At 68.0% G+C, this 26,317-nt stretch carries 22 protein-coding genes; 12 read left to right on the plus strand and 10 right to left on the minus strand.

Annotated elements, in window-relative coordinates; genetic code table 11:
• Positions 1–124 precede the first annotated feature (124 nt).
• The 4 genes from FXF65_RS11080 to FXF65_RS44525 all read left to right on the plus strand — a co-directional run bounded on the left by FXF65_RS11080 (position 125) and on the right by FXF65_RS44525 (position 1,964).
• Positions 125–595 carry a hypothetical protein gene (locus FXF65_RS11080; protein WP_148349671.1) on the plus strand — a complete coding sequence of 157 codons (471 nt, stop codon included), beginning with the start codon at positions 125–127 and terminating at the stop codon, positions 593–595.
• A 175-nt stretch (positions 596–770) separates the two neighbouring features.
• Complete coding sequence (locus FXF65_RS45835) at positions 771–905, plus strand: hypothetical protein (RefSeq protein WP_281288898.1); 135 nt, start codon at positions 771–773, stop codon at positions 903–905.
• A gap of 80 nt (positions 906–985) precedes the next feature.
• Positions 986–1,135, plus strand: a complete 150-nt coding sequence (locus FXF65_RS43645) for a hypothetical protein (protein ID WP_187412222.1) — start codon at positions 986–988, stop codon at positions 1,133–1,135.
• Positions 1,136–1,670: 535 nt separating this feature from the next.
• Positions 1,671–1,964 carry a hypothetical protein gene (locus FXF65_RS44525; RefSeq protein ID WP_148349672.1) on the plus strand — a complete coding sequence of 98 codons (294 nt, stop codon included), beginning with the start codon at positions 1,671–1,673 and terminating at the stop codon, positions 1,962–1,964.
• Between the two features lie 282 nt (positions 1,965–2,246).
• Here FXF65_RS44525 and FXF65_RS11090 read toward each other — a convergent pair whose 3' ends face one another.
• Positions 2,247–4,076, minus strand: a complete 1,830-nt coding sequence (locus tag FXF65_RS11090) for a hypothetical protein (protein ID WP_148349673.1) — start codon at positions 4,074–4,076, stop codon at positions 2,247–2,249.
• Between the two features lie 1,098 nt (positions 4,077–5,174).
• On the opposite strand from FXF65_RS11090, the gene FXF65_RS11095 reads away from it, so the two are divergent.
• On the plus strand, positions 5,175–5,921 hold the full coding sequence (locus tag FXF65_RS11095; protein WP_148349674.1) for a hypothetical protein: 747 nt from the start codon (positions 5,175–5,177) through the stop codon (positions 5,919–5,921).
• A 361-nt stretch (positions 5,922–6,282) separates the two neighbouring features.
• Here FXF65_RS11095 and FXF65_RS11100 read toward each other — a convergent pair whose 3' ends face one another.
• The 6 genes from FXF65_RS11100 to FXF65_RS11125 all read right to left on the minus strand — a co-directional run bounded on the left by FXF65_RS11100 (position 6,283) and on the right by FXF65_RS11125 (position 15,948).
• Positions 6,283–7,782: a DUF2971 domain-containing protein gene (locus FXF65_RS11100; RefSeq protein ID WP_148349675.1), complete on the minus strand. Its 1,500-nt coding sequence runs from the start codon at positions 7,780–7,782 to the stop codon at positions 6,283–6,285.
• Positions 7,783–8,090: 308 nt separating this feature from the next.
• Positions 8,091–9,194, minus strand: a complete 1,104-nt coding sequence (locus tag FXF65_RS11105) for a patatin-like phospholipase family protein (RefSeq protein WP_187412223.1) — start codon at positions 9,192–9,194, stop codon at positions 8,091–8,093.
• Positions 9,191–10,195 (minus strand): hypothetical protein, encoded by a 1,005-nt coding sequence (locus FXF65_RS11110; protein WP_148349677.1) that lies wholly within the window; start codon positions 10,193–10,195, stop codon positions 9,191–9,193. The genes FXF65_RS11105 and FXF65_RS11110 overlap by 4 nt, the downstream gene beginning before the upstream one ends.
• Positions 10,192–11,103 carry a P-loop NTPase family protein gene (locus FXF65_RS11115; protein ID WP_148349678.1) on the minus strand — a complete coding sequence of 304 codons (912 nt, stop codon included), beginning with the start codon at positions 11,101–11,103 and terminating at the stop codon, positions 10,192–10,194. The genes FXF65_RS11110 and FXF65_RS11115 overlap by 4 nt, the downstream gene beginning before the upstream one ends.
• The gene (locus tag FXF65_RS11120; protein WP_187412224.1) at positions 11,100–13,409 is read right to left on the minus strand and encodes a dynamin family protein; all 2,310 of its coding nucleotides are present in this window, start codon (positions 13,407–13,409) and stop codon (positions 11,100–11,102) included. Before FXF65_RS11120 ends, FXF65_RS11115 begins: the two co-directional genes overlap by 4 nt.
• 1,507 nt (positions 13,410–14,916) lie before the next feature.
• Entirely contained in the window at positions 14,917–15,948 is a 1,032-nt protein-coding gene (locus tag FXF65_RS11125) for a hypothetical protein (protein ID WP_148349680.1), read from the minus strand.
• Positions 15,949–16,082: 134 nt separating this feature from the next.
• Here FXF65_RS11125 and FXF65_RS11130 point away from each other — a divergent pair, with 134 nt between their 5' ends.
• The 5 genes from FXF65_RS11130 (at position 16,083) to FXF65_RS11150 (ending at position 19,649) form a co-directional block, all read left to right on the plus strand.
• Complete coding sequence (locus FXF65_RS11130; RefSeq protein ID WP_148349681.1) at positions 16,083–17,042, plus strand: winged helix-turn-helix domain-containing protein; 960 nt, start codon at positions 16,083–16,085, stop codon at positions 17,040–17,042.
• Positions 17,043–17,440: 398 nt separating this feature from the next.
• Positions 17,441–17,689, plus strand: a complete 249-nt coding sequence (locus FXF65_RS11135; RefSeq protein ID WP_148349682.1) for a hypothetical protein — start codon at positions 17,441–17,443, stop codon at positions 17,687–17,689.
• A 3-nt stretch (positions 17,690–17,692) separates the two neighbouring features.
• Positions 17,693–17,989 (plus strand): hypothetical protein, encoded by a 297-nt coding sequence (locus FXF65_RS11140; RefSeq protein ID WP_148349683.1) that lies wholly within the window; start codon positions 17,693–17,695, stop codon positions 17,987–17,989.
• Positions 17,982–18,983 (plus strand): hypothetical protein, encoded by a 1,002-nt coding sequence (locus tag FXF65_RS11145; protein ID WP_148349684.1) that lies wholly within the window; start codon positions 17,982–17,984, stop codon positions 18,981–18,983. The genes FXF65_RS11140 and FXF65_RS11145 overlap by 8 nt, the downstream gene beginning before the upstream one ends.
• Before the next feature lie 21 nt (positions 18,984–19,004).
• A complete protein-coding gene (locus FXF65_RS11150; RefSeq protein WP_148349685.1) occupies positions 19,005–19,649 on the plus strand; it encodes a transposase in 645 nt (214 codons plus the stop codon).
• Between the two features lie 169 nt (positions 19,650–19,818).
• Here the strand turns inward: FXF65_RS11150 and FXF65_RS11155 are convergent, their stop codons facing one another.
• Positions 19,819–20,013 (minus strand): CsbD family protein, encoded by a 195-nt coding sequence (locus tag FXF65_RS11155; RefSeq protein WP_148349686.1) that lies wholly within the window; start codon positions 20,011–20,013, stop codon positions 19,819–19,821.
• 89 nt (positions 20,014–20,102) lie between these two features.
• Positions 20,103–20,309: a hypothetical protein gene (locus FXF65_RS11160; protein ID WP_148349687.1), complete on the minus strand. Its 207-nt coding sequence runs from the start codon at positions 20,307–20,309 to the stop codon at positions 20,103–20,105.
• 899 nt (positions 20,310–21,208) lie between these two features.
• Between FXF65_RS11160 and FXF65_RS11165 the strand changes: the two genes are divergently transcribed.
• Complete coding sequence (locus FXF65_RS11165; RefSeq protein WP_148349688.1) at positions 21,209–22,060, plus strand: hypothetical protein; 852 nt, start codon at positions 21,209–21,211, stop codon at positions 22,058–22,060.
• 3 nt (positions 22,061–22,063) lie between these two features.
• On the opposite strand, the gene FXF65_RS11170 is transcribed toward FXF65_RS11165, so the two are convergent.
• Complete coding sequence (locus tag FXF65_RS11170) at positions 22,064–25,780, minus strand: hypothetical protein (RefSeq protein WP_148349689.1); 3,717 nt, start codon at positions 25,778–25,780, stop codon at positions 22,064–22,066.
• A gap of 260 nt (positions 25,781–26,040) precedes the next feature.
• Here FXF65_RS11170 and FXF65_RS11175 point away from each other — a divergent pair, with 260 nt between their 5' ends.
• Positions 26,041–26,262: a hypothetical protein gene (locus tag FXF65_RS11175; protein ID WP_148349690.1), complete on the plus strand. Its 222-nt coding sequence runs from the start codon at positions 26,041–26,043 to the stop codon at positions 26,260–26,262.
• Positions 26,263–26,317: the final 55 nt, after the last annotated feature.

Genomic DNA, 26,317 nt, shown 5'->3' on the forward strand with positions numbered 1-26,317 from the left:
CGGTGATCTGGCTGAATGAGGCCCAGTTCTACCTGCAACCCACAGGCGGGGCACAAGTGGCGGCCGAGCTGCAAGAGCTGCTGGCCGACCCCGCCCCCGGGCCGGTGCTGGTGCTGGGATCGATGTGGCCCGAATTCCGACGCGCGCTAACCAACGTCCCGGACGACCCTGCGGGCCCGATCCGCACCGTGCCGCGCGGGCGCTGCTCGGTCAGGCTGAGTACGTCACCGCCCCGTCCAGGTACACCGACGCGCAGCTTACCGAGCTGGCCGCCACCATCGGCAGCGACCCGCGGCTGCGCGCCGCAGTCGACCAGACGCGCGGCGGCCGGATCACCCAGGAACTGGCCGGTGCCCCCGACCTGTTACGCCGCTACGAACAGGCCACCCCGGCGGCTCGGGCGGTGCTGTGGGCGGTGATGGACGCTCGCCGCCTCGGTCACAGCCTGTTCCTGCCCGAACCGTTGCTACACGATGCCGCCCCCAATTACCTCGACGACCACGAATTGGACCAGGTCGGCGGCGCTTCCTGGTTCCCCGACGCGCTGGACGAGCTCACCCGCCCCGTACCGGCGTCTGTCCGGCCCGCTGGTTGAGCACTACCCGCGACCGGGTGAGCCGCAGCCGCCCCATCGGCTGTACCGGCTGGCCGACTACTTCGATCAGCATGCCCGCGCCGAACGCGCCTACCTCAGCCCGCCAGCTACCTTCTGGATTGGGACTGCTCACTGCGCCCACACCTCCGATGACCTCGCCGCCATCGGAAGGCATGTGGAGAACAGAGGCCGCTATCGGCACGCCACCTACCTGTACCGGCAGGCTGTCGACGCCGGAAGCATCGTCGCGCTGATGGACCGGCCAGGTGGCGGGAGCGGGCCGGTGATCTCCCGGGTGCGGAGCGGCTAGCCAGCAGGCCGCCGACGCCGGACGCCCCGACGCGCTGGCGTACCTGACCGAAGGGCGGGAATGGGCCGGTGATATTTCGGATGCGGAGCAGCTGCCAAGCCATCGACACCGGAAGAAGTAACACGTTGAAGTACCTGGCCCGGCTGCGGGAGCAGACCGGCGACCGCGAGAGTGCGGACCAACTCCGCCGCTTCGGCCTGACCGCCGCCGGAGACGTCGAGGAACCCTAGACCTGAACGAGCCCTGGCCGGAACCTTCCCGGCCACGCTCCGCGATCTCTCCTGTGACCTCTCCCCCACAGCGGCCTCCGCACTGAGATCGCGGCCCCGCCCGCCCCGCCTCTAGCGGCGGCCGACTTAAGCCCGTGGTGTGCCAACCTGCGGCTTTTCTGTGGAAGATCTGTGGGACGACCATCTACGCGAGACGGGGGCAGACTGGCTCAGACTTACACGGAACAGGCCCGCGACCTGGGGGAACCTTGATCGTCGCAGGTGGGGAGCGAAATCCCGGCTGGATCAATCGACAGCCCAGCGGCTCGAGGTCTTCGTTTTGGGGCGCGGGCCTAGGGACAGGTTCTCTTGCATCACGCGCAGGCGGGGTGTGAGTTGGGCCGCATGGCGGAGCCACCGACGCCGCGGTCTTTGACCGTGCCATAGGAGCGGCACTGTTTCGGCGGGTGGGTGTTCGAGATGTCCCGGTTGAAGATGTTGCCGGGGACGATGCGGTCGATCCGGTCGCCTCGTTCGTCAAGCCGGTCAGGGACGGTTGCAGATCTGGTTGTGGACGGCCTCTTCCAGGGTCATGCCCGTCTGTGTCCTCGGCTCGTTCGAGAAAGCTGTAGACCACCCCGAGTGCCGCGGTTCCCAGCAGGGTGCGCTGGCGTTGGTGGTCTACCAGGTCGGTGGAGGCGCCGCTGAAGCTGCGGAGTGCGAGGCCGTCGACGGCGGCGGCCAGGAGGCCGCCGAAGTCGTCGATGGAGATCCCCGGGCGGAGGCGGAGGTTGCGGGATTGGATGAAGGCGCTGTAGACCTCCTTCCAAGGGGCGAGGAGGCCGCGTAGCCGTCGGAGATGGCTTCGGCGACCACTTCGTCGTCCTCGGCCGCGATCTCATCGCGGCGAAGCCGAGCCGGAAGGCGGGCATCTCGATGGCGTCCCGCATGTTCAGGTAGGCCAACTCATGGACGGCGTCAACAAAGCCAGGACCGTCGAGCAGGTGCTCAGAGCCCGCGGCCATCTCATCGTAGAACTCGGGCGCGTGACTACCGGGCCACATGATGAACCGGACCACGTCGGCCACGAAGTCTGGCTCCGCGACCTCATCCCAGATCCACCGGACACGGCCTAGGAGGAGGATGAGTAGGACGAGCCGCCGTCGTCGGATTCGAGCGAGGCCCGGTAGTCGGCTTCGTCGTCGACCATCCCGGGCTTGGCTTTGGTCTTGGCCTTGGCCTGGACTGCCTTGTCGTGGCTGTACCGGTCGGCGGCCTGGGCGTAGGCGTCCGGTGAGAAGGCCTGCTGAGGGTCGAGCGCATGGATGACGTCCTGGGCGATGGCGACCTGCATGTCCGCCCGGATCTCCACGGGCACCAGCAGGGCCGCGAAGCATTCTGGGCTCAGCAGCGGGATGACGGCCCGGTAGGCGGTGTTCATCAGGTGGAGGTGCAGCGCGATCCGGAAGGCGATCCGGCCGCGGCCCACCTTCCAGGCCAGCGCGCGGGGGTCGAGCATCCCAGCCAGCTGGGTCGGGGCGGCTTCGCCGGACAGCAGGGTCGCCCGGTGCTTGGGCTCGATCGCGGCGGGGCTGGTGCCGCCGGTGTCGACGATCGAGCCGTCGAGCGAGTTGAGCGCGGTGAGGTAGTCGACCGCCGCGCGCTGGGCAACGGCGAGGACCGTGGTGCCCTCCTCGGGTGTGTCCTCCTCCATCTGGTCGGGGCTCGGTGAGGTGGAGGAGGGGGCGAACCCCGCGACGACGCCCTGCTGGTTCAGCCGGCCGGCCAGGGTGGTGATGGTGGTGCGGGCGGTGTCGAGCAGGGCGGGTACGGCGGCCGGGTTCTTGCCGACCAGCAGGGCGCGCAGGTGGTCGCAGAGCACCACCCATGCCGTGGCGTGGCGGCCGGCGGGCGCGGCCGGCCGGGAACCGATGTAGATCCGGTCGATGCTGTCGCCGTCCACCTCGAACTGGACGGCGAACCGCTCGTAGACGTCGCCGGTCTCCTCGTCCTCCGAGGAGGAATCGTCGGTGTGGAGCGTCTCGCCCGAATAGGCCTGGACCCGTTCCAGGCTGTTCGGCGGTTCCTTGACGGTGCCGGAGAAGCACTCGCTCAGCGCGTGGTCCTCGTCGCGGTTCAGCGGTGGTGTCAGAAGGTCGACCGCCGACCGGCGGAAGTCGGTCGCGTCGGTGGCGCGGGGGTAGGCCTGCTCCATCGTGCGGATGTGGTCGGCCAGCACGAAGGCGCGCAGCTCGGGAATCCGCGAGGTCAGCTCCAGGTCGAAGAGCACCTCGGGCTTGGCGCCCATCGCCGCGAGCGCCTTCAGGTCGAGCAGGCCGCATAGGCTCTTCAAAAGCTCCCGCCGTTCGTTCGACTGGAGCAGGCGGTCGGCCAGCAGGCCCTCCGCGGTACGGACGAGCGACGCGGCACTCGTCGGCGGCCCCGCGGCGGGGATGACGGGGAAGGCCGACAGCGGCACGGTGTTGCGAAGGTGCAGGTAACCGGCGACCAGGTTCTGGAGCAGCGCCTGCTCCAGCTCCTCCTCGGGCTCCTCGGAGTCGGCCTTGTTGAGGTACTCCCGGGCCGCGACGGTGACCGCACCCGCGTGCAGGGCGGCCTGGGCGTGCCACCAGGCCGGCGTCCGCGCGTCCTTGACCTTCCTGAGCGGCACCGATCGGAGCGCGTCGGCGAGTCGCTGGCTGGGCAGGTACTCGGCCCACTCACACAGGTCGAGCACTCTGTGCAGCCCGTCCTGCAGGGTCTGGCCGACCAGGTCGGCGCGCAGGCCGTCGCAGAACGACAGCCACGGGGACAGGTGGCTCTTGGGCGCGAGGCCGAACGGCCCGGCAGGACGGCCGCCGATGACCACCTGCCGGATCACCGAGGGCCTCCCGTCCCGGCTCGTGAGGGTGATCTGGATAGCGAACGACTGGTCGGAGAAGCAGTCGCGTTCGTACACCATGGGACACCGCCAAGGCTGGAGACTGTCACCCCAACGTCGTCCCATACGGCAGGTACGGCAACCGACGGATATCCGAAACCGCCCCAGAGCTCAGCCGCTCACGGCCGGAACCGGCCCGATGTCCGGCTTCCCGCGCACGCGAGGAGCGCACAATGGCGGGAACCCCTATCCCAGGGGCCGCTGGTCCAAAGGGCCAGCTCAAGCCGACCTGCCGGGCCAGTTCAGCGCACGGCAGCGATCAGTACGAGAGCGAAACGGGCGTCGCCCCACTCCCTGATCCGCGTGACCCGCACGCTGAACTCGCGCAGCTCACCGGCCTGTTGGAGCCGCCGGGCGGCGATTGGGGCTCGCTGACCCGCCAGGTCGAGCGGTACGAGCAGTGGGACCGGGCCAGCCGCACGGTCAACGGGTGGACGCCTACACCGGTGGACGTTCGTCCGAGGCCGGGCGCTCCTGCGCGAGTACAAGCGTGGCCGCCCAGACGGCTCACCTTGGACGTTGCCGGACCTGGCCGCCCATGCGGGGATAACGGTCGAGACCGTGCGCACCCTCCTCGATCGCGCTCACCGGGACCTGGAGGCCCAGTAAGGCCGGTATGGCCCGATGCTCTTGGTGGTGAGCGGCCCACAACGCGTCCCGTACGTCACGGCAGATGGCGTGCACAGCTCCGTCTTGGACTGCCGCGCCATCCAAGCCCCTCACGGTGGGTGACAGGTGCCCCGCGCGGCCTGATCTCCCGCCCCCTCATCCCCGGCGAACCTGCCGAGGAGTCTTGTCGCCGAGCAGCCCCCGCTGCCTCTCCTCGTGATCAACAGCACGAGGATTCCAGCAACCCGACACCACCAAAGCCGGAGTACATCAGGTCGTCGTAGTCGCAGTGGACGAAGTGCTGGGCTGCCTGGCGGCAGTAGCGGGCCAAGGCGGCGGCGCCCCGGGTCGGGAGAGCTTGAGTGACTGGCTGGCGGTCTTGCCCGGCCGGGCGTGATGACCGTCACACCCTCCAAATGTCGGGGCGCGGCGAATAGGTGATGTCAGCGCGCAACGCCGCAGAGAACGGCGGCGGAGCGCTCACCACGTCGCACCTACGCGGGGGTTCTTTTGCACAGACGGATATCAGCGCTGCTCACGATCCTTGCGCTGTCACTCACGGCGGCGCTGCTGGGGGCGGGACCAGCCTCCGCGTCGCCGCTGGACCCGCCCACCGGCACCACCGACTCGCAGACCGAACCCGGCGACGAGGGCGGCGATCCCGGCAACGATCCGCGCTTCCACCCTCCGCCGAGGCCGTGCTCCGCCGAGCCCTGCCTGGGGAGCGAGCCGGGGACCGGTGGCGGCGGAGACCCGGGCGACACACCGTCGCCGGAACAACGGAGGGCCATCGACAACGCCGTCAACGCCGCCAAGAGGGCGCTCGTCGACAAGCCCAAGTGCTTCGACACCCTCAGCCCCACCGACAGCCGCTCGCCCGACCCCACCAACCCCATCACAGCGCTGGACACGGCAGACGTCCTGTTCACGAACCAGACGGTCGCGGCCGCCGCTTACGCGTCCAGAGAAAACGGCAAGGCGACGATCGGGATCTATCCCGGCTTCTTCTCCCTCAACATCGCCACGCCGTCCGTTCTCGGCTACGTCGACCCCGACATCTACTTCGACCTGCCGACGGTTCAGCTGTCCACAGCAGACCTGCAGCTTGTCACCATGCTGCATGAGCTCGGGCACTTGACCGGTGTGAACACCCATCCGGACGCGACACAAGGTCCCCTCACCCCGGAAAAGGTCAACCAGAAGTTCAACACTCAGATCTACGTGTACTGCCTTGACCAAGGCGCGGCCTACCAGTGAACGACCCCGGTCGCCGTCACTCTCGGGTGGCGGCGACCGGCACCCTCCAGCAGGACAACCCCTCCAGAGTGAGGGGCGGTTGAGCAGCCAGAGCCCGACGGTGGTGAGTTCGGTGCCACGGAGGGGGGTCAGGTCGGCTGGATGGCGGTGTCCTCGGCTGCCGAGGTGTCCGTGGCGGGCGGCGCCACGAGGTTGACCTGCAGCAGTTCGCCGGTGACCGCGGTAGCGGCATCGCCGATCCGCGCCGGTCCGGCACCGGGTCCGAGTGCGCATCTGGACCGGCCACCGGCACCCTCAAGGGGCGCCTATAGGCACCACATGCGGGCCCCTAGCCCGGAGAGGGTTTGTACCTCCGATAATCTCAGTGAGTTCCTTCGGAAGAACCGCACATCTCTTCGAATGCCTGCATTGCGTCGGGGATGGCCTTCCCCAGATCGTCGAGCAACTGCCTTGTCACATCGGCAACGGTATCGACGTTGGTGTCGCGCGAATCCCTCCACACTTGGATGCGCGTCACGCCGCTGGAGGACTGAGGCTCTTCGCGCCAGACAAGGCCATGGATGCGGATGTGCCGCTCAGCGAGGACCTGGATGGCACCCGCCGCCACCACGACGCGATACGGATCGTCGGCGTCCTGGATAGACAGGGCCCGGCCTGCCTCGAAGCAGATGATTTCACCGGGGACGCCAGCGGCGCGTTGCCGCAATTGCTCGGGCACCGCATCAACGCGAGGCATCAACCGGATCTGTGCGCCGTTAGGCGCCGTCTCCGCGAAGGAGGAAAGGTCTTGAGCGATCTGCCCAAGGGGTTCGAGCGCCAGGTTCCGGGCACGCTCGGCGTCGGCACGCTGCTCCTCTTCGGCGGCGCGCAATTGACACAGCCGTTCATGTAGCGAGCCCTTGCGTCGGGGTGAGTATAGCGATGCGGCGGCCCCGCTCGAGACCGGACGGTTCGTGGCGTCCAGCGAGATGGGCTCGCAAAAGACCGTGCGGTTGTGAAAGTGCATCTGTCGAACCTCGACGTCGGGGTAGCTGGCCAACACCGCGGCAAGGGCCGGACGTTTACTGGCCGGGAAGCACTCACCCAACACGATGTGAGTGAGGGCACTCCGAATGTCGACGGTGGCAGGCAGAACTGACTGGTCGATCAGGACCAGCCGGTACTCCGACTCGTTAGCCCAATCCGCATGTTTGCGAAAGAACACCGTTTCCTTGTTGTCTTCAGCGAAGCTAAGCGCGGCCGCGTCGATGCCAAATTCTTCAATCTGTCCCATGTCGATGCTCCGAACCGGCCCCCTGCTGGAATGTTGGTACTGAACGGGGCCGTGGAACCGCAAAGTGCCCTGCGGATGGGGTGCAGTCATAAATCTTTCGAGGAGTTTGCGTTGATCAAACCCGAGACAGATGCCCGCACCACCGGCGCCGTAGTGCGCCCACAACGACAGGTGCGCCCAGCCGCGAAGGGCATCGTCGGCGTGGATGCCGTCCATCACTTGTGCATCCTGAGTTAGACACGCCACCTTGGCATGCGCTCGGATGTGCCGGTCGGTCTCCTCCCAGAGCGCCATATCGGGGCCGGGATCGCGATCGTCTGCGTGAGCAGAGATCGACGGATAGAACGGACGCGACTCCCACAGATCGTTGGTGGTCGAGAATGGCGACAGCCTCAGCATGCCGCTCGCCAGGATCCCCAGGATTGCGGTATCGGCACCGGTGTAGTGGTAGACGACCCCAGAGGGAACCCTGGGCGCATCCCGCAGGCTTTGTTCCCATATCTGCTCGTAATCGGTGACACCGTCGACGTATCCGTCGACACTGGTTGGTGCAGCAGGGAGAGATCCAGCAGGGTCGTTCGTCGTCATGCCACACCCCTCGTGCCAGCGGCACACCGTCAGCGGTGGCCGCGTCCTCAAGCGTTCAGAGAAGACTAGCGCAATATCGTCATGATGACGATAAGAATGAGAACCCGGCGATGTCAGGCCTGCCGAACTCACGATCGGTGACTCCCGGCGACGCCATCAGGCAGTGCGCCCTCACTCGCACCATGCGGCGATCAACCGTCCGATAGGTCCAGACACCGGTCAAGAGGTGTACGTACCCAAACCGCCTGCTCCTCCTCATGAGGCAATCTCGAAGGCGAATCCGGGATGGTGGCCGGGTCCGGCTCGCCTCATTCGGAGAGGCGGCTGATCGCCTCCAGGAGAGCTTGCGCCGATTCGCGTGCGGCCTGGTGTGCGCCGAGGACGCCTCGCCAGGTGGCGACGCGGGCCTGCGCGTCCAGGTAGCCGAGTTTGCGGAGCGCCTCGAATCGTTCGGGCGAGAAGTCGAGCATTCCGGCCAGTTGTCCGCCGAGTCCGGACGGTGCCAGCGGACCGCTCGGCCTGATCTCCAGGATCTGTGCGCCGGAGATGCGATGCCGGTCCCACAGTTGTCCCGGGCGCAGGTGGATGACGATCACCAGGCGGGAGCCCGTCCTCGTGACGAGCGAGTCGATCGGGGTGTTGTCGCCGAGCCCGATCTGCGGCCGGGCGCCGAGGCCACCGTCGATGTAGTGCCGTCCCATGATGCGCTGCGAGTCGAGCAGCAGGGGTAGCGCCGAGCTGGCCAGGACGGCGTCGCGCACTTCCGGCAAAGGCAGTTCGTGCAAGGCGAACCACTCGGCTTGTCGGCCGAGCCCGGCTCCTACCAGGTCGTCGATCCAGATCTGGAGTTGCGGCACCAGGTCTGGATCACCGGACGGGAACGCCGACACCCACGTCGGTATCGTCGGCGAAGTGACGTGCCGCACCACCAGGTCCCTGAGGAAGCCGGGGCGAAGCACCGGGCTTCCCAGGGCGGTCAGCACCGAACGGGCTTGGGTGGGGGAAAGGCCCTTCGTCTCGGCCTCGGCCAGCCGGTCGGTGCTCGCACGTCCGAGCGGGCGGGCTGCCGCCCCGGCTTCGCGCCAGATTTCCACGAGGTTGCGGACACCATCCCACAGGGAGCCGTGGCTCGCGACCACGGCAGCGTTCAGCGCCCCGATGCTCGTGCCCAGGAGCCCGGCGGGCCGAAGCCCTGCTTCGGCGAGGCACTGCAACGCACCGACCTGGTAGGCGCCCTTGGCGCCGCCGCCGACCAGGACGACTCCGGCAGACAGTTCGGGCAGGCCGTCGGCCTCCGGCAGACCGAATTCGGCAGCACTGGAAGCCGGTGCGGACGGCTTTTCGAGCTCATCGCGTTCGGCGAGTCGCCTCGCCGCGTCCCGTATTCGGCCGAGCGTCTCCTGCTCGTTCACGGGGATCGCACCTCCGCGCGCACTCGGGCCAGCAGCGCCGCGTCGAACTGCTCGTCAACGGCGAAGGTGACCAGCCGATCGAGTTCGTACGCCGAGCGCAGACCGGGGAAGCGCCGGTGAGCGATTTCCCAACCGAGGTGTCCTGGTCTGGCGGGCCGTACGTGCCGCCGAAGCGACGCCATCTCCAGGGTTGTGGTCAGGGCTGTGACCACCGGCCCCGCGGGCAGTCCCAGATCGGCGCCCAGGCCGCTCTCCAGCACGGCGGCGACCAGTTCCCTGCGCTCGGGGTCACCGAGCTCGGCCGCCGTCTGGTCCAGGAGATCCGGCAGTATGACGCGCCGCGGCCGGCCTTTGGATCCGGCGACCAGCCAGTCGTCGATCCGCCGCCGGTGTGTCCGGTCCCCGTCCGCGTGCTCGGCCAGCCCGCAGGAGCCTGACGCGAGCTCGCGCGGCAGCAGCACACATCGCACCAGCCACGGGAGTCCGGATCCCCTGCGTCCCGCCTCCCAGCTCGCGGTGACGCCCATGAACTCCTGAACCGCGCTCGTGCGTCGACCGAGCTCGTCGACGACCTGCCGGATCCCGGTGAACGCCCGTCGGCACTCCTCGGCGAGCTCGCCGACCAGCGCGGCGAGCTCTCGCAGGTCGCCCTCGGTGCGGAGACTTCGCGTCTCGGCCTTCAGCGCCATCTGCCCGACCGCCTCCAGGTGGTGCGCCACCCGCGCCACCACGAGGTTCGTCAGCGCGCCCTGCGCCACCGTCTCGGTGAGCCACGCGACGACGCCGTGCTGCGTGTCCAGGATGTTCTGCGTGGTCAGCAGCCGACGCTCCCAGTCCCGGCCGCTCAACGACGACATCAGCCGTGCGAACCTACTCTGGCCCCGCCGGAACCGGGTCAGGTCGTCGGCGACGGCGAGCCCCTCGACCATCTCCAGCAGGACCCGATCGTCGACCAAGGGGATACCGGCGGCGAAGACCCCGAGGTCGTCGGACGTCGTCATCCCGACACTCCGTCCGCGACCGTCAGGGACCACGGCAACAGGATCTCGTCCCGCAGCGCGCCGACGCCCGACGCGGTCCAGAGCTCGTTCGCGACCAGTGACAGTTCCGTGGCCGCGCGGGGCGTGCCATTGGACGGATACAGCAGCTCAAGGGTGTCCGCGCCGGTTCCGTTGTTGAGGTACGCAGCTCCAGCCAGACCCCACCGCGCAGACGTGGTCAGGACCGGGATTCCGCTGATCGGGAACGTGACGTCCACGTGCGACACGTACTCGGTGACTCGCTCCGACTCGGTCTCCGCGTCGAGCGGCGTCCACAGATCGATCCGGTTGACCACGATCGCCACGCGGTCGGCGCCGACCTGCTTCACCACGTTCGCGGCATGCCGCAGCATCGCCGCCTCCTCGTTCGTCCCGAGGTGCGCGTAGTCGAGCACGATGAGACAGCCGGTACAGGGCAGCTCCGCCACCGCCTCGTAAGGGCCGTCCAGGCACGTGACCACGCCCGGTGACCAGGCCGCCGGAACCGACAACGACGCTACCGGCATGGGCGAGTCGGCGGATCGGCCGCCAAGGAGCGATCGCAGATCCGCGAGCACGGAGTGGACCGGACTCGTCCCGACGACGGGCACGAACTCGTCCAGCGAGGGGGCCAGGAAGCGCGACGCGATCCGCCCGGCGGGGCCGTCGCCCAGCTCCCCCATGCGGCGGCGCACGAGCTCGGCCATCTCCGGGGGGAGGACGAGTACGGCGTCCCCCTCGCCCCGCACGAAGGAGACCGCGACCGGCACGCCCGGCCGTGTGGACACCGGCGCGGGCAGCGTCCTGGCCCCGGCGAGCGCGTTGACCAGAGTCGATGCGCCGGCTTTCGGCGCACCGAGCACCGTCGCGCAGAAGGCTCCCTCGGTCACGTGAAGAGCTGCCCGCGCAGCTCGTCGATCTGCTCGGTGGCGGTCAGAGCGTCCTTGGCCAACCGTTCGAGGTCCGCCTGCCGCATCTCGCGCGTGGTCGTCTCGCTCGCCAGATCCCGCTGGGACGCTTCGAGGTCATCGCGGTAAGCACTCACCAAGCGGGTGGCCTGCTGGTGGAAGGCGACCACGTGATCGGCCAGGGCCGGGGCGATCACTTTCTCAAGGTTCTGCTCGATCCTTGCCAAGCGCCGCTCGAAGGAGTCGCGCAGTCCGCGCCGGACGCCGCCCAGTTTCACCTTGTAGGTGGTCTCTTCGCCGTAGAGCGCACGGGTGGGCGCCGGTTCCCCCTTCAACCCACGCCGTAGCATCTCCCACAGCGTCTCCTCGACCTCTTCGTGGCCCGTGACGTACGTCTCGGTGTTCTTGCGCGGTGTGGCCGACCCGCCACGGATCGACCCCGAGGTGTCGACCCGCAGATTCGGCGAGTCCGCGGACGGCGGCCGCGCGGACACGTCGGCTCGCGCCAGCACGGGCGCGAGCCGGCCTTCCGCCTCGTCGATCAGCTCGACGCGCAGGCGCTCCAGCTCCGCTTCGAGCCGCCGCCCGGCGTCGTACAGGATGTCTTCGAGGCGCTCGGACGCCTTGCGGCGCTTCTTCTTCGCATATTTGTTCGCGTCGCCTCCGTCCGAGAAAGTCCTGGAACCGTGCAGGCCATCGAGGACGTCCTCGCCCCGGTCGCGTGTGGACTCCAGAATCGGCTTCGCCCTGGCCATCGCCTCCGTCAGCACCCGCGGCCTGGACGGCGCGTCGCGGGCCAACTCGGCGAGTTCGGCCAGCTCGGCTTCCAGTTCGCGAATCCGCGCGGCGATCTCGTCCTGGTCGGCGCGCATGCTCTCCACGCGAGTGCCGGCGGCGGCGGCCACCTCTTCCAGCAGTCGCCCGGTGCGGTCGAGCGCACCGGTCAGCAGGACCGGCGCCGCTTCGGCGCGCATCCGGTTCAGGACGCGGTCTCTGAAGCCGGGCAGGCCGCTCGACAGCCACGCCTCCTCGGCCATGGCTCGCAGCGCAGGCACCGTCACGGTCGTGACGTCGTGGCGCCAGCCGAGCGGAGAACGCAGTTGCAGCAACTTCGTGACGGCGGGGTCGGCGGACGGGTCCAGGTTCTCGCCGCTCTCTTCCAGCCTTGCCAGCACCCCCGCGGCGGCGAGCCCGTAGTGGGCCTTGGTCTCCAGCACCCGATCGGCGGCCTCGTCCGGCGGGACCCCGAGCCGGTGCGCGACCTCCCGGACGACGTCGTCCCCCTCGCCGTCCTCGTCGGGCTGCCGCTGGTCGACCTTGTTGATCACAGCGATGAGCCGATCGACGCCCACCCTGGCCAGGAGCGGCTCGGCCAGCTTGCGGATCGCCTCGTCGGCGAGGCCGTGCAGCTTGGTGTAGTCGAGCACCACGCAGACCGCGTGCGCCCGGTCGAGCTGTTCCCGGACCACCCGCGTGAGCTGATCGCTCATGACCTCCTCGTCCGGACCGGGAGTGTCGATCAACACCAGCGTGCCGAGGTCGGCGTTCCCGCCCGAGCCGGGAGCGGCCCAGACCGGGCTGCGCAGCGTCGGGACGTCCGACAGCGCCGGCACGACGCTGGTCTCCGCCTCCAGCACCGCCCCCACGCGCTCCAGGTCGTTGAGCCGCTTCAAGGTCCGCTGGATCTCCTCGATGCCCGTCACCACCGCGGGGCAACTCTCCACGGTGCCCGCCGCGATCTGATCCAGCAGCGGCTCGAGGTGCCGGTACAGCGTGGTGGCCTTTTCGCGCTTCGTCTCGTCGTGCTCCTGCACCAGTTCCTGGAGCAGGGTGTCGAACAGGGCGACGTCGGGCTCGGCGATCTCAAGGACGGGCTCGGCGATCTCGTTGTCCAGGATGATCCGGGTCGGGATCGTCGTCATGGCCTTGCCCCGGGCGGGCAGCAGCCGGCAACCGGCCAGCGCGTTGATGATCGTGGATTTGCCGGCGTTCATCGGCGCGATGATCGGCATGCGCAGTTCCATCCGCTCGATCGAGCGGACATCGCTGTGCAGCACGCTCCGCGCGGCTTCGGCACCCCGGCCACCCTGGACAGAATGCAGTCCTAATTCGGCCGCTCGGTCGAGTAGCGGATCAAGCCCGATCAGTGCATTTCGCACATCGGCCTGAAGGTAGGCGAGAAATTCTCCGTCACTAGCACCCATTCTGGGCTCCCCCCTCGACCAGGCACGCCCCTGTGCCCCATCGCTTAACGCCATGATGCCTATCCCTGCCAGAATCGCCCGCACGGATGACCCGATGTGGTCACAACGCACTGAGTGAACGCGAAACCTTCCCCAAGCCGCTAAGTAACGTGCTGGCACCGAGTGCCCTACCGCTTTCCGCTCGTCCACGAATGGATTGCCAATGAGGCGATGGAGTACACGTATCGCAGGCTGCCCGCCGGGCTGCGAGAGGATGCGGTAACCATCAGGGCGCCGAAAGGCTCGCACAAGAGTCCGCCTAGGCCGGGCGCCCAACACCCGGCAAATCCTGGCCCGGCTGCGGGAGACGACCGGTGACCGGCAGGGTGTCCAAAGGCTCGTCCGGCAAGCGGCCGACGCTGGGGCCGCCGACGCGCTGACGGACCTAGACCGGCTGCGAGAGGAAACCGACGACCGCGACTCCCCCGCTTCGGCCCGACCGCCGCGGAGACGTCGAGGAACCCTGGACCTAGCGACCCCTGCAGGTTCGGGTACAGGCACAACGACCAGCCGGGGAGCACGCTCGACCAAGACGCTGAATCCGACCCGCCGGACATGCCCGCCGCAGCCGCGCCGCGCAAAGGCCCCGGACGAGCGACCCCTTACCGCGACGTCCGGGGCCCCCAAAGCAGTAGAGCCCAGCCACTTCACACGCAGGCTCCAAACCCGCATCAACCTGACCGATGTCCCCGAGAGCTGTCCAGCGGCACCACCGTGATGCCACAACAGGCACCTTTCAGCGCCCTACAACGCCTCGCGAGGGGGGACCGCGAACACCACCATCCCGACCGTGGCACCGACAAGTGCCGATCACCCCAACCGGAGCGCTCAACCCGCTGCCCCGCTGTGGAAAATCCGTGGGATGATCATGAAGGTCAGACTGCGTCAGACTGGCTAAGGCCGGGTGACCCTAAGGGCCCGACCTGCCAATACCTTGATCATCACAGGTGGGCGGGGACGTCTTTCATTGCTGGGGGGGTCAAGGGGTCGTGGGTTCAAATCCCGCCGTCCCGACACAGGTCGGAACCCCTTTCGGGGGTTGGTTCGGAGGACGAGAGCGCCTCTCTGCGGGAATTCTGTGTGACGATCTTGAGATCGTCCCTTTTCTTTCGCCTGCTCCGCGCTCCCCCTGGGGGGTTCGCCCACGGCGAGGAACCTCACCTCGAACCGCCCTGGGTTCGCATGTTCCCGCAGGTCGGGGACGCTGTCCCGTCGCAGAGCGCGTGGCCAAGTTCCAGTGAAGGTGGTTTGCTGTTCGTCCCGCTGAAGGTGGACAGGTCGAGTGGTTGTAGCGGGGCCGTCTCGGTGAACATGGCCGAGCTCAGATGTTCATCTCGCTGAAGGTGGCCAGCCAGGGTCGCGACCGCTGCCCACGGGGCGGGATTCGCCGAAAGGCTCGCCGCTATCCACGCTTGCGATCTGGCACACCGCGACCTCAAGCCGTCCAAGGTGATCCTGGCCGGGACGGGCCCGCGTCATCGACGTCGGCCTGCCCCTTCTGTTCCTCGGCCCTCCACCGGCATATGCCGGTGGAGGGCCGAGGTTTATGGGGTTAGCGCGGACAGATGGTGACGGTGCAGGCCCACGCGTCGCGAGCTCCGGGGCCCCAGGCGAGTTCGAAGGCGCTGTTGTTCAAGTTTGTCCACGGGGGGGCGTAGACGGTGCCGATCTCCTCGATCGTCTCCTGCGCGGGGCGGCGGAGGTGGGAGACGTTGTCGATCCATGACAGCCCAAAGTGCGCGCTGTCATGGATGACTTCGGTGTAGCCGGAGCAGATGTTGGCGGTTTCGCTGTAGCCGATGGAGGTGTTGCTGACGCCGAGTTGGCCGTTCCAGGACGCCTCTTTGCAGCCGGTTCCTCCGGGCGCGGGGGTGTAGTGGGGGACGCTCGTGCCCTGTTCGTACCACATGAGGGCGTAAAGGGTGCTGGGGAAGAAGAAGGCCGGCGGGTTCTCGGTGGCCATGACGTCGTCTGCGGCCCACCCTTCGCTGATGTCCCCAAGGTAAGTGCGGGTGAAACATCCCCAGACCGCCCGGACGTCAGGCGGGTTGACCGGCTGGATGCAGCCCCCAATGCTGGGGTGGGGGGGTCCGCCGGGGTCGACGACAGAGGCGTGGGCGCCTCCGTCGGGCCGGTACTTGCTCAGCTTGGCGTCCACTTCGGCTCTGGGGATGCCCGCGTTGAGCGCGTCGGTGTAGGTGGAGTGGCCGGTGGATTGGTTGCTTGCCTTGGGGAGGGTCACCGTCATGGATCCGTATCGGCCATGGCTGGCCTTCCCGGAGCGCAGGTGCACGGTGACGTCGGCCGTCCCGGCGTAGGTGAAGCCGGTGCCGTTGTTGGAGGTCCAGCGTGAGGTGATCGACCCATCTCCATTGCGGTGCTCGGACACCAGCCGCAACCCCTGCACCGAGTCCTTGGCCGCCATTACCTTGACGGCCTTGGAGGATGCGAGAAGGTGCTCGGCCGCCGTCGTGGACGGGACGGCCGATGCCGGAGCGGCCAGACAGCCGAGAAGGGCCAGGCCTGCCGCCATTGCCGCACCCACGGTGGCAACCCAGGGTGGGCGGGACTTCTTGATGCGCATAGGTCTCCTTTGAGTCAGCGGGGAGTAAGCGAGCACTCCGATGCCGCTAGGCGAGTGAGGAGGATCTTGGCGGGACGCACCTGTCCGTTAGAAGATGTTTCGAGGAATTCAAATCACGACTGGGGGCAGGCTCGGTGATTCGTGTCGAGTTGGATGCCGGTGGGGTGGCCGGGATCCGCTTCGTGGTGTCGCCGCTGAAGGCGGCACAGGAAGTGGTATTCAAGTTCGGCCGCTACCCGTACCTGCTGCCCCTGGCATGGCGGCGCCGTGCCGCCGCGGCGCTGGCCGAGCCGGACCTGCCGCTGCTGAATGCGCTGGTCGCGCAGGCGGCGACCGGCTATTTTCCGGACTTCATCAATCCCGTACCGGTCTGTTTCGAGGAAGACGTGGACGACCAGTTGCATAGGGTCGCCACCACACCCGCCGACCGGATCGGCTACGAGGCCGCGATCATCTTCGGGGGCCACCCATGGTGCCTGAAAGGCGATGTAAGCCGGGCACCGGTGATGGCGCAGGCGGCCCAGGGCGGCGAGTCGCAGCTGGCGCAGAGCCTGGCCGAGGAGTTGAAGGTCTTTTGGAGAAGGGCGCTCGCCGCGCATTGGTCTCGGATCAGAGAACAGATCCAGGCCGACATCGCGCTGCGCGGAGCGCAGACCGCTCGCGATGGCCTCGCCACCATGGTCACCGGACTGGCCCCATCGCTACGCTGGCGCGGCGGCGGCCTCGACCTCGCAGTCACAGCCGACGGCGGACGAACCAGAGCCGACGGGCTGTTACTGACCCCGGCACTGTTCAGGGGAACGATCACCTTCGCAATCGACCCGCCCGACGCGGTCCAACCCCGACTCCCGATGATCACCTATCCCATCGCCGACACAACTCCGGCCAAAGCCCACACCCGGCCGCCGGGTCTTGGCGCCACCAGAGCCCAACTGCTTCAAGAGCTCACCGCTCCCGCCTCAACAACAGAGCTGGCCAAACGACTGAACCTGTCACCCGGGACCGTGTCCTACCACCTCCAAGCCCTCCACCGTGACGGAATGATTCAGCGGGCACGCCAGGCCCAAAGGGTGCTCTACCAGCGAATCATCTAAAGGTCCGGCGGCCTTTCGAGACCCGGCCCTGATCGCCGCAGCGCGCCACCGCCTCCACACGAGAATTACCTCGCCAAGCGATCACGGCAATCACGGCTCCGCCTAGTTAAGGCTCTGGAATTTCTGAGCCAGGGTCTACTCACGCCACGATGACGGCGAGCGCAGTTCCCCCATGGCCGAACATGGCCGAACGGCCGGTTCCGCTGGCGGTGAAGCACTGCCGCGCGAGAGACGTCCGTACGTGCAGGGTGTGGGAAGTGATCCTCCGGGCCCGAGCAGTCGCGGCCGGTTGGCCGACACCGGTCGGGCCGGTGGCCCCGGGGGCGTGCGCCGATTCCAATAAGGGAAGGATGGTGCGTGCCACGGGGGCGGCGCCTTGCGCAAGGGGACGGGGCGGCATGGCAGAGGGTTCGGGTGCTCGGCGGATGGTGGTGCTGGTCGACGAGCAGGGCAGGCTGCTGGCCGCCCATCACCTGGGCGAGCCGGACGGGCAGTATGTGGCCGGGCTGGGCACCTTGCCCGGGCAGCGGTTGCACGAGGTCGAGGTGCCCCGGGAACTGGCCCAGGCCGACGACCTTCAGGTCCTGCACGCCCTGGCAGGGTTCCGGCTCGGGCAAGCGGGCGTGCTGGTGGAGCGGGAGGGCTGAGGCATGTCGTTCAACGGGGTCCGGCCGCCCGGGGGCAAGCCGTTCGCGCTGTACGCCGGCGACGTGCCGGTGCGGATCTGGGTCGAGCGGGCCGACGGCACCGATTTCGGCGCCCAATGGATCATGGCCAATCCGGTGGGCGGGGAGTGCCTGCTGGAGGTGAGCCGCTTCGGCAAGGAACGCTATCTGCGGCGCGGCGCGCGCGGCTACTCCACCCGGTACTGGGTGAGCGTCGCCGCCCTCTACGACAGCGTGATCATGCCAGCGCAGTTCGACATGCAGGGCGGCGGCAATGTCTGAGGCCCCGCCCGCCAGCCCGGGACATCTCACAGCCGACCAGCGTGCGCAGGCACACCAGGCCCTGACCGGGCACCTGCAGGCGCTGGCCGTTCGGCATGCGCAGATCGGCCGCGTCAACGGCCTGGCCATGAACGCGCTGCACCACGGAATGCATCGCCTGCTCGCCCACGATGACCGCTACCGGAGCCAGATGGCGGCGGCCGTTGAACAGCGAGGCGACCGGACCTGTCCGCCCGATCTCGTCGCCGACCGCCGCGCGCACCGCCTGGGCACCGACGTGATGACCGACGAGCGGCTGCTGGAGCACGCCCGCCACGGCCTGCTGTCGGGTCCCGACCCCTTCCAGGACCCACACCTGGACATCTACGCCGCCCCCTACGCCGACCACGGAACCTACCTGGGCGGGACCGGGCGCCCTCACCACACCGAAGACGTCTGGGCATCCAGGGCGACCGGCGAGATGGGCTGGAGTTTCCAGATCTTCCCCGAGCCCGGGACCATCGTGTGCAGCTCGGCGATCTGGGTCGACTTCATGCGCATCACCCCCGGACACCCGCCCGGCCAGGGCCCGGCCGGCACCGCGCAGGTACGCACCTACACACCGTATGAGTACCTGTGGAACAACCAGTCCGACATGGCGGTCGCCCGCAGCTCGGCGCACTGGGGCATCTACGTGCTCAGCTGGGACCTGCACGGCGGCCCACCCGCCCTCGAGCAGGACCACACCCACCCGGCCCCGGTCTGGGACGACCTGACCGGCTGGAACTGGGTCCACGCCAACCCCGGATGGCCCTCGGTCACCTCCGACCACGCCTTCCCCGGCTACGGGCCACCGGTACCGACCTTCCCGATCAGGCCCGAACGCCTGTACTCGGCCGCGATCTGGTGCTGGACAACCGGCGACGCCATCGGACAGGCCCAACCAGACCTAGGAAGCTACGCCCTGGCAGCCCTATGGGCCCAGGTCCGCATGGTCGTCATCGCCCAGACCTGAAACTGAGGTGTGCTGGGTTCGGTGACGTTCTTTGAGCCAGTCATGATCTTGGCTGGTGGAGAGGAGATTGACCGTCGATGGCACCTGCGAGGAAGTGCCCCCAGAAGCCTGCGGGATCGGGCTGTTCGCTTGGTGCGGGAGCCGGATTGGCCGATCGCTCAGATCGCTGCGGATCTGGGTATTCACCGCGAGGCCCTGCGTACCTGGGTGTGTCAGCCCGAGGCCGATGCGGGGCAGCGGTCCGAGCAGCTGACCAGCGTCGGGCGTGAGGAGCTCAAACAGCTGCGCAAGCAAAACAACGAGCTCAAGCGCGCCAACGAGATATTGAAGGCCGCGTCGGCGTTTTTCGCTGCGGGCTCGGCCGGCCCCGGACGAGGTAGTCGCGGGTCATTTCGCCCCTGGCCGTGGTCGTGTCGATCTACGCCATCCTGGCGACCCAGCGCGCGCACAGCGAGGAGTCCGCCGGACGCGGCGAAACCGGTCCTGACCACCGGCCTGTCCCAGACCAGGCGGGCCGCTGCCCACCTGACCGTCGCCCTGCCCGGAAGCGCCTTCCTCCTGCTGCTCAGCGCCCTGGGCCTCGGCATCTCCACGGCCCTCACGCTCGCCTGGGCGGTGCTGGTGTACGCCCTCGCCGTCGGCACGCTGGGCGGACTGCTCCAATAGCCGGGCAGGACGGCCGACCTCTCTCCCTTCGGCCGCCCACCCCAACTCCCGGCTGGTGAACTCCACGTGCTACCGATCGCGATCGGGCTGGTCGGCTTCCGGCGCCGCGACATCGCTATCCCTTAGCGGGTGACGAGAGAATTCCCCACCGACGCCCAATGACGGAACGTCACCGCTCGCCGGTGCGCCGGATCTCTCGGGCCGTGTCCTTGGCCTTCTCGCCGACCTGCTTGACCCCGCCCGCGACACGATCCTTGCGGCCCTCGGCCTCCAAATATGGATCGCGTGACTCGCGGCCCGCCCTCTCCTTGGCGCGGCCCTTGGCACGTTGCGTACTGTTCTTCAGCTTCTTCAACAGACCCATGCGCTCTCCTCCTTCTGCCTGGCATCCGCGGCTTCGTAGCCGACAAGCCCGAAACGCTGGCCCGCTCTTGTTCGCCTTGGGCGCGTCCCTCATTGGATATGGCGACCGCCGCGTCGGTACTGCTCCGCCTCATGATGGATCTTCGCCTCGGTCGCCATGAGCCTGGCTTCGGCGCGCTCGGTCCGCATCTTCGCCTGCATCTCACGGAAGGTCGGCACACGGCGCCGCGCTCGTACCGGCCGCGTCGCGGCCCGCTGTCCCGTTCGCCGTCGCCGGAAACGCTGCAGCAGCCCCATGTTCCGCTCCTTTTCCACTGCGCACGGGCGACCATGTGCCCCATTCGATGCGTTCCATGCACACACGCCCGCTGACATGGGGTTTTGCAAACAATGTCCAGACAAGGGGAAAAGGCACGAAAGGTCGTGCCGTCGAAGCCCGTCATCCGAGGCAGGCAGCCGATGATCTTAGAATCGGAGCAGCTCGGGCGACTCCGCCTGCATGGGCGATGCAGCCGCACCTGGCTGAGCACCATGAAGACGTGGAGCGACAGCACCAGCAAGCCGGCGTGGTGCTGATCGCCAGGTCGAAGGCGTCGTCGGCCGCGACACCGAACCGACCGGGCGCACTCTCCGGCGCCGCATTACTCGCCGGCCGCCTGGGCGCCTTCCGGGCCTGCGCGTGGACGTCATCATCTCCGGAGGAACATCGACACCGGACGGTTCACCGAACTGCTTTCCACATTTCGGACGCACGCGGCGGACGCCGGTCAACCCGCTGCCGAGCCTCCTTCGCCTCCGATGCCAATGCCGATACCGGCGGTGTTCGGCTTCGTCTGCGGCGGCGAGGATCTGGCCGCGTAAGGGCGGGCGTGGGCCGGGTCGGACTCGCCTGCCTCACGACGGATCATCCCGTCCTCGCGGACGCGGCGCGCTGGCCGAGGCGGTGCATGCCGGGCAAGTCGCGGCGCGAACGGTGATCTGATTGGACGAGGCCGAGTTCTGGGGAAGCGGTACAGCGCGCACGGCCCGGTCTCCTTCTAGCCGCCGGCTTAGATCACCCGTGTGCGATCGAGGTCATCCAGCCTTATATCTATCGATGTGGTGGCTGGCCCGCGACTGTCGCGCCAATTCGGTGAGAACCACTCAGGGTGACCGGTCGGGCCAGGACAACCGCAGGTCCGTCTAAGATTGGCGGCGTGCATGTGGATGACGGGGTGGTCGTGCGGCGGTCTCCCTGGATGAGTCCCAGTTACGAGACGACGCTGACTGTCACTCGCCAAGCCTTCCGTGCCAGCTATCTGCGTAGCGTGGAATATTTTTCGGCAGGCGTTTCGCTCTTCACACTGGAGCGGGCGAGTGGCGACGAACACGCGGGACGCAAACTCTTGGCCTTGGTTGAGCGCCTTGAGTTCTTGATGACACCCCTTTGTCATGGAAAGCTGTTGTGGGCCACGGTGGCAGCACGTGGCGAGGAGCTTCATGCTTTGTCGGTTCTTCGAGACGATTACGTGGTCGCGCGGACCGTGCACGATGCGACGGCTCGGGAAGAATTGGGCTGGTTGGTCGATACCCTCCGCGTGGAGTTTGGGCTCCCTGCGTCAAGGATGACCGGAGGTCATCGGGCAATCGGAGGTACAGAGGCACCCGAGCCGCTGCCCTCCGCACCGCTGATCTCTCTCCTCCATTCGGCGCTGTCACCGGAGGGAATTCATTATGTCGGGTTCTTTCTCGAAGGCAATCTGATTGCGTCGGCCGATCTCTTCGAGCATCCCTCATTAGGGCACATGGCCCACAATCTACCGCGTCCACTGAATGCGATCTGTGAGTTCATCGGCGGGCATCTCGATGCGTTCAGCGAGCAGCGAAAGGTCGACTCTCTTTCCCTTGGATTCGAGGATAGGCAGGTCGTCTATCGGCGAGTGCACGGCGATCAGTCCGTAGTGGGCGTATCGCTGCTCCAAGCCACGGAGAGAAGCGGGGCGGTGGATCGTCAGATCACAGCCGTCCTGGCGCGCCGCTCGGTGCTTATCGAAGGACGACGGTGGTGAGCGTCACTCCGGGGCGTCCGGCGAGTCCCAGCCCCAGGGGGCCGACGGGGAGCCGTCCGGCTCTCGGCCGAACTTGTAGCGCGCCCTGAATTCGGCGTTCGCGAAGGCCAGGGCCATCTGGAATTCCCCCGCGGAGATCGAGTGGTCCACCACGGCGTCCACCGCTTCGTGGAGCGAGGCCCGCCGGAGCATCGCGAGCACCCGCGCCCTCTCGGTGGTCTCCGCGAGGCGTGCCCACTCGACGAGCCGGTTCGCGAGAAGCGACACGCCCTCCTCGGCCTCTACACGGCAGAGAGCCTCCAACAGCAGATCGACCGCGCCGACGTCCTGGACCCGCACCCGCCGTGCCGCCCTGGCGCCCAGTTCCCGAACCGCGCTGTCGGAATCGGCCCGGTGCAGAACGTCCAGCAGATGACGCAGCGCATGCACGTTGTCCAGCGGAGGATCCGCCAGGAGCCGGTCCCGTACCGTCTCGAACGCCGCCGATGCGTCGGCCCTGAGCAGCGCGTCGAGCAGGCGGCCCAGCGTGTAGGGGTTGCCCAGCCGTATTCGCGCGGGTTGAACGCGGGACAGGAACCGCAGGAGCGCCGTCCGGTCCTCCAAGTCCAGGAAGAGGCCGAGCATCCGGCTGACCGGCTCCGCGTCGTCGGTCGGGGCCGCCCCCGCCGCGCGTCCGCAAAGCAGGTCCAACTGTCCCGGTGAGCTCTCCAGGGCCATGGCTAGCGCGGAGATGCCCTTGGAGTCATGGAGGTCGGTATGGCGGGCGGGGTCACGGTCGAGCAGAAACGCCATCTGGTCGTCCAGACCCGCGGCACGGAGCGCCTCCAGAGTGGCGGCGACGACGCCGGGGACGGCAAGATCGACCGTCGCGGCGGCCCGCTGCCCGAGGAGCGTTGCCAGTTCCTGGAAACCGGCTTGGCGGATCTGCGTGATGAAGCGCCTGGTGAGACGCGGTCGGTCGACCGGCAGGCCCATGGTGATGCGCTTGGCCAGCTCGCGCGTTTGGGCCTCGTCTCCCGTTGCCGAGAGGGCGCTGAGAAGCGCCGCGACCCTGTCCGGCTCCTTGAGGCGGGCGTGGCGGGCGGGGTCGCGGGCGAGCAGGAGCACCATCTGGTCGTGCAGACCTGCGTCGCGAAGGGCGTCCAGTGTACGGGCGACGACCGCTGGGTCGGTGAGCACGAGGGCCCTCACGGTGCGCGCCGCTCTTTCTGCCGCGAGGTCGTGCTCACGATCCGGACGCCGAGGGCCCGCTGTCTTTTCGCGCGAGAACGCGTCAGGCGCTTGGAGGTCACGTCGGCTCTCTGACCCGTGCGTTCGCGGTGCCGGAGGCGGAGGTTCGCCGCCGATCCAGCCGGCCGCGTCGAGCAGCCCGTAGCCGGCGGCCGTATGACGGACGACGAACGACGTCCCCGTGGGAGCGTCCGACATCGCCATTCTCAAGAGCATCAGACGCACGCGCTGATCATCGGTGCGGTGAGCCAACTCGACCGCGGCCTCGTGACGGGCGGCGTCCGGAAGTCGACTGAGCAGAGCGCCGACAGGCTCGGGATCCGCCCAGGGGCCGTCACGCAGAGTGCGTTGGATCAAGGCGGTCGCGGCATGGCCGGCCTGGAGGCCCTGCAACCTTGTGACGAGCCGCTGGACGGCGCCGAGCTCGTCGATTCGCACGACGGTCTCCGGTCGGCGGGACAGCAGCTTGTCCAGTTGCCCGGTCTCCGGCCGATGCGCCAGCTCTTCGAGGAGCGAATCGACGCCCGCGGCGTCGCGGATATCGATGTTCTCCACCAGGTTCCGGCCCATGAGGGCATCGATGTGCGCGGGCGCCCCCGCTCGGCGCAGGGCGCGCAGGAGGCGAGCCAGGGCCGACGGCTCGTCGATCGCGTGCTCATCGACAGCGCGATTCAGCAGGGTTTCCATCCCCTCATCGCTGCCGGCGCGGCCCATCGCGTCGATCCACTGGAGGACGGAGGCGAGCGGATCCACCGGGAGCACGTCGGCCAGCCTGCGATGCAGGGTGTTGAGCGCGCCCCGTGCCCCCGCTTCGCTGAACTGCTCGCCCAACTGGACGAGAAGGTGGAGGTTGGTGAGCGCGACCCGATCGGCGAGCCAGACGGCGCAGTCCGCACGGCCCGATGCCTCGTACTCGCCGAACGCCTGCATCAGCCGGATCGCCGACACTCCGCTTCCCGCGCCGACCGCCTTCCTGCGCAGCAGAACGGAGATCCTGTGGAGGCCCTGCTCGTGGGCGGCGGTGGCGGCCCTTTCCAGATCGTCTGGATCATGGGCATGGTTCAGGAGCGCGTTCCACATCCGCGCGGGCGCGCCGAGACGCCGCCGCGCACGTCTGATCTGCTGGTCGAGGTAGTCGTCGGGCTGGTAACGCGGCGTGACCTGCCCTGATCTCTCCCGCACCGCCACCAGCGCGGGGACGGCGCCGTGGACGTCGGTACGGGAGCCATCCGAGCGTTCTCCGGTGGTCAGCGCCCGAAGAGGACCGGTCGCCCACCCGTGCTCGCCGCTGCGATGCCGCGGTTCGAGGTATCCGTCAGCCGCCTCCCGCAGGAGTCCTTCGCTCAACGGCTGGAAATGTCCCAGCCTCTTTGCGTCGAGTGCCGCGGTGAGCAAGGCGAGTTCCACGGGCCGGAAGAAGCCTCCCTCGGAGAAACGCCTGACGAGTTCGGGCCCGCCGGTGAGGTGCTGGATCACATCACCGTGGTCCGCCCCGCCAGCCAGCGCGGCGGTGAGACGCGGGTCTCCCTCGTGAACGGCCGCGAGTGCGGCCAGTTCCTCCTGCTGCGCTCCAGAAAGCGAATCAGGTACATGAATCCGCACCGTGTAGGCGTCTCCCAGCAGGTCACGCGCGACCGCATTCACATCGGGCGATCGTCCTCTGGCGGTCAGATCCGCAAGATAGGGGTGCTGCCAGATCGTCCCCAGGACGACGAAACCTCGGACCGACTGCAGTAGTCGGATCAACTCGGCAGAGGCCCGAGGGTCTGATTCGTTCTGGAGGTACTTCTGCGTCTCGTCCAACCAGAGGACACACCCCTCGGTGATCCGGCCTTCGTCTACCAGCCTCAGGAGGTCGCCGGTGTCGATGGGAAAATGCACGGGCCAGTCTGGGACCACGCCTTGCAGCGCCTCGTACAGCGCTCGGCTCTTTCCTGTCGCCGAGTCGCCATAGAGGAGACAGAAGACAGACTTTCCACCGTCCCTGACCAGGCTGATGCTTTCCCACAGGATTCGATCGTGGGGACGATGCAGGTATGCCGTCAAAGAATTCTGCTCGGCGCTGAGATCGGGTTGGAGTGACTGGCGCACGCCCAGGGTGAGTGGCCCAGGTCGTCCGCCCTCCCCGCCTTCGCTCGCCGCGGCGGGAATCCCCTTGGCGGATCCCCGCTCTGATCTCGCTCTCTCCCAGAGCAGGCGCCACCGGGACTCGTCGAGCAGAAGCCCGTCCTGCCGTGCGGCGGGAATGCGCACGCGTATGTCCTCGACGAGGATTCGCAGCACCCAGCGAAAAGGTTCCCATGATCGAGGGAGGTTGTGTCCTTGCTTCCAGTCGCTGATGCTTTTCGCGTTGACCGACCACCGCATGTCCTCCGGTCTTCGCCCCGACACGCGGGCAGAGATCCGGTCATAGGTGAGATCGCATGATACGAGCAGCTCACTGAAACGTGAGGCGAACTCGTGCCGTGCGCCGCCACCCGGATCGCTCACGGTCCCCTGTGCTCCTCCCCCGGTCGAACCCGCATCGCGCCGGACTCCCCCATTGTCTCCACACTGCGACTCGTCGATGAAGAGATTCGTTCTCGCGAGCATCGACCAGCGCGGCGGCCGTCCGGATCGGTCCGGATCGGAAATCACGTCGCCGCAGGCAGAGGCCGGTTCGGGCCGCCCGAGAAATGCGGGCCGAGTTCGTTCCTGGTGTGTTGGGAGCCCGCACTTGACGCCGGAACGCTCTCCCCCGGAGGAACCTCGTGACAGATTTCCTAGCCGTACTGGCCCTCACCGTCGCCATGCTCGGCGCCGCCGCGCGCATCCCAACCGCGGCCGCGGACCTGCTCCGCGCGTGCCTTCCCTTGATCGAGGCGATGAATGAGCTACGTACCGCGCTCACCAGCCATTCCCGAGCTGTGCCTGACGAGGTGCCCACCGAACCAGAGCGCACCGGTATGGAGACTTCCTCGGGAAAACCGTGACGATCGGGCGGTGGAGAGACCGTGACGGTCGGGCGGTGGAGCGCCCTTCGCGACC

The organism is Actinomadura syzygii (assembly GCF_008085905.1).
GTDB lineage: Bacteria > Actinomycetota > Actinomycetes > Streptosporangiales > Streptosporangiaceae > Spirillospora > Spirillospora syzygii.

What these genes read in the sequence shown, in the direction of transcription:
- FXF65_RS11100 (WP_148349675.1), bottom strand. Translation starts at nt 7,782, where the DNA reads ATGACGACGAACGACCCTGCTGGATCTCTCCCTGCTGCACCAACCAGT.
- FXF65_RS11160 (WP_148349687.1), bottom strand. Translation starts at nt 20,309, where the DNA reads ATGGGGCTGCTGCAGCGTTTCCGGCGACGGCGAACGGGACAGCGGGCC.
- FXF65_RS11125 (WP_148349680.1), bottom strand. Translation starts at nt 15,948, where the DNA reads ATGCGCATCAAGAAGTCCCGCCCACCCTGGGTTGCCACCGTGGGTGCG.
- FXF65_RS11140 (WP_148349683.1), top strand. Translation starts at nt 17,693, where the DNA reads ATGTCGTTCAACGGGGTCCGGCCGCCCGGGGGCAAGCCGTTCGCGCTG.
- FXF65_RS11145 (WP_148349684.1), top strand. Translation starts at nt 17,982, where the DNA reads ATGTCTGAGGCCCCGCCCGCCAGCCCGGGACATCTCACAGCCGACCAG.
- FXF65_RS11090 (WP_148349673.1), bottom strand. Translation starts at nt 4,076, where the DNA reads ATGGTGTACGAACGCGACTGCTTCTCCGACCAGTCGTTCGCTATCCAG.
- FXF65_RS11135 (WP_148349682.1), top strand. Translation starts at nt 17,441, where the DNA reads ATGGCAGAGGGTTCGGGTGCTCGGCGGATGGTGGTGCTGGTCGACGAG.
- FXF65_RS43645 (WP_187412222.1), top strand. Translation starts at nt 986, where the DNA reads ATGCGGAGCAGCTGCCAAGCCATCGACACCGGAAGAAGTAACACGTTG.
- FXF65_RS11155 (WP_148349686.1), bottom strand. Translation starts at nt 20,013, where the DNA reads ATGGGTCTGTTGAAGAAGCTGAAGAACAGTACGCAACGTGCCAAGGGC.
- FXF65_RS11110 (WP_148349677.1), bottom strand. Translation starts at nt 10,195, where the DNA reads ATGACGACGTCCGACGACCTCGGGGTCTTCGCCGCCGGTATCCCCTTG.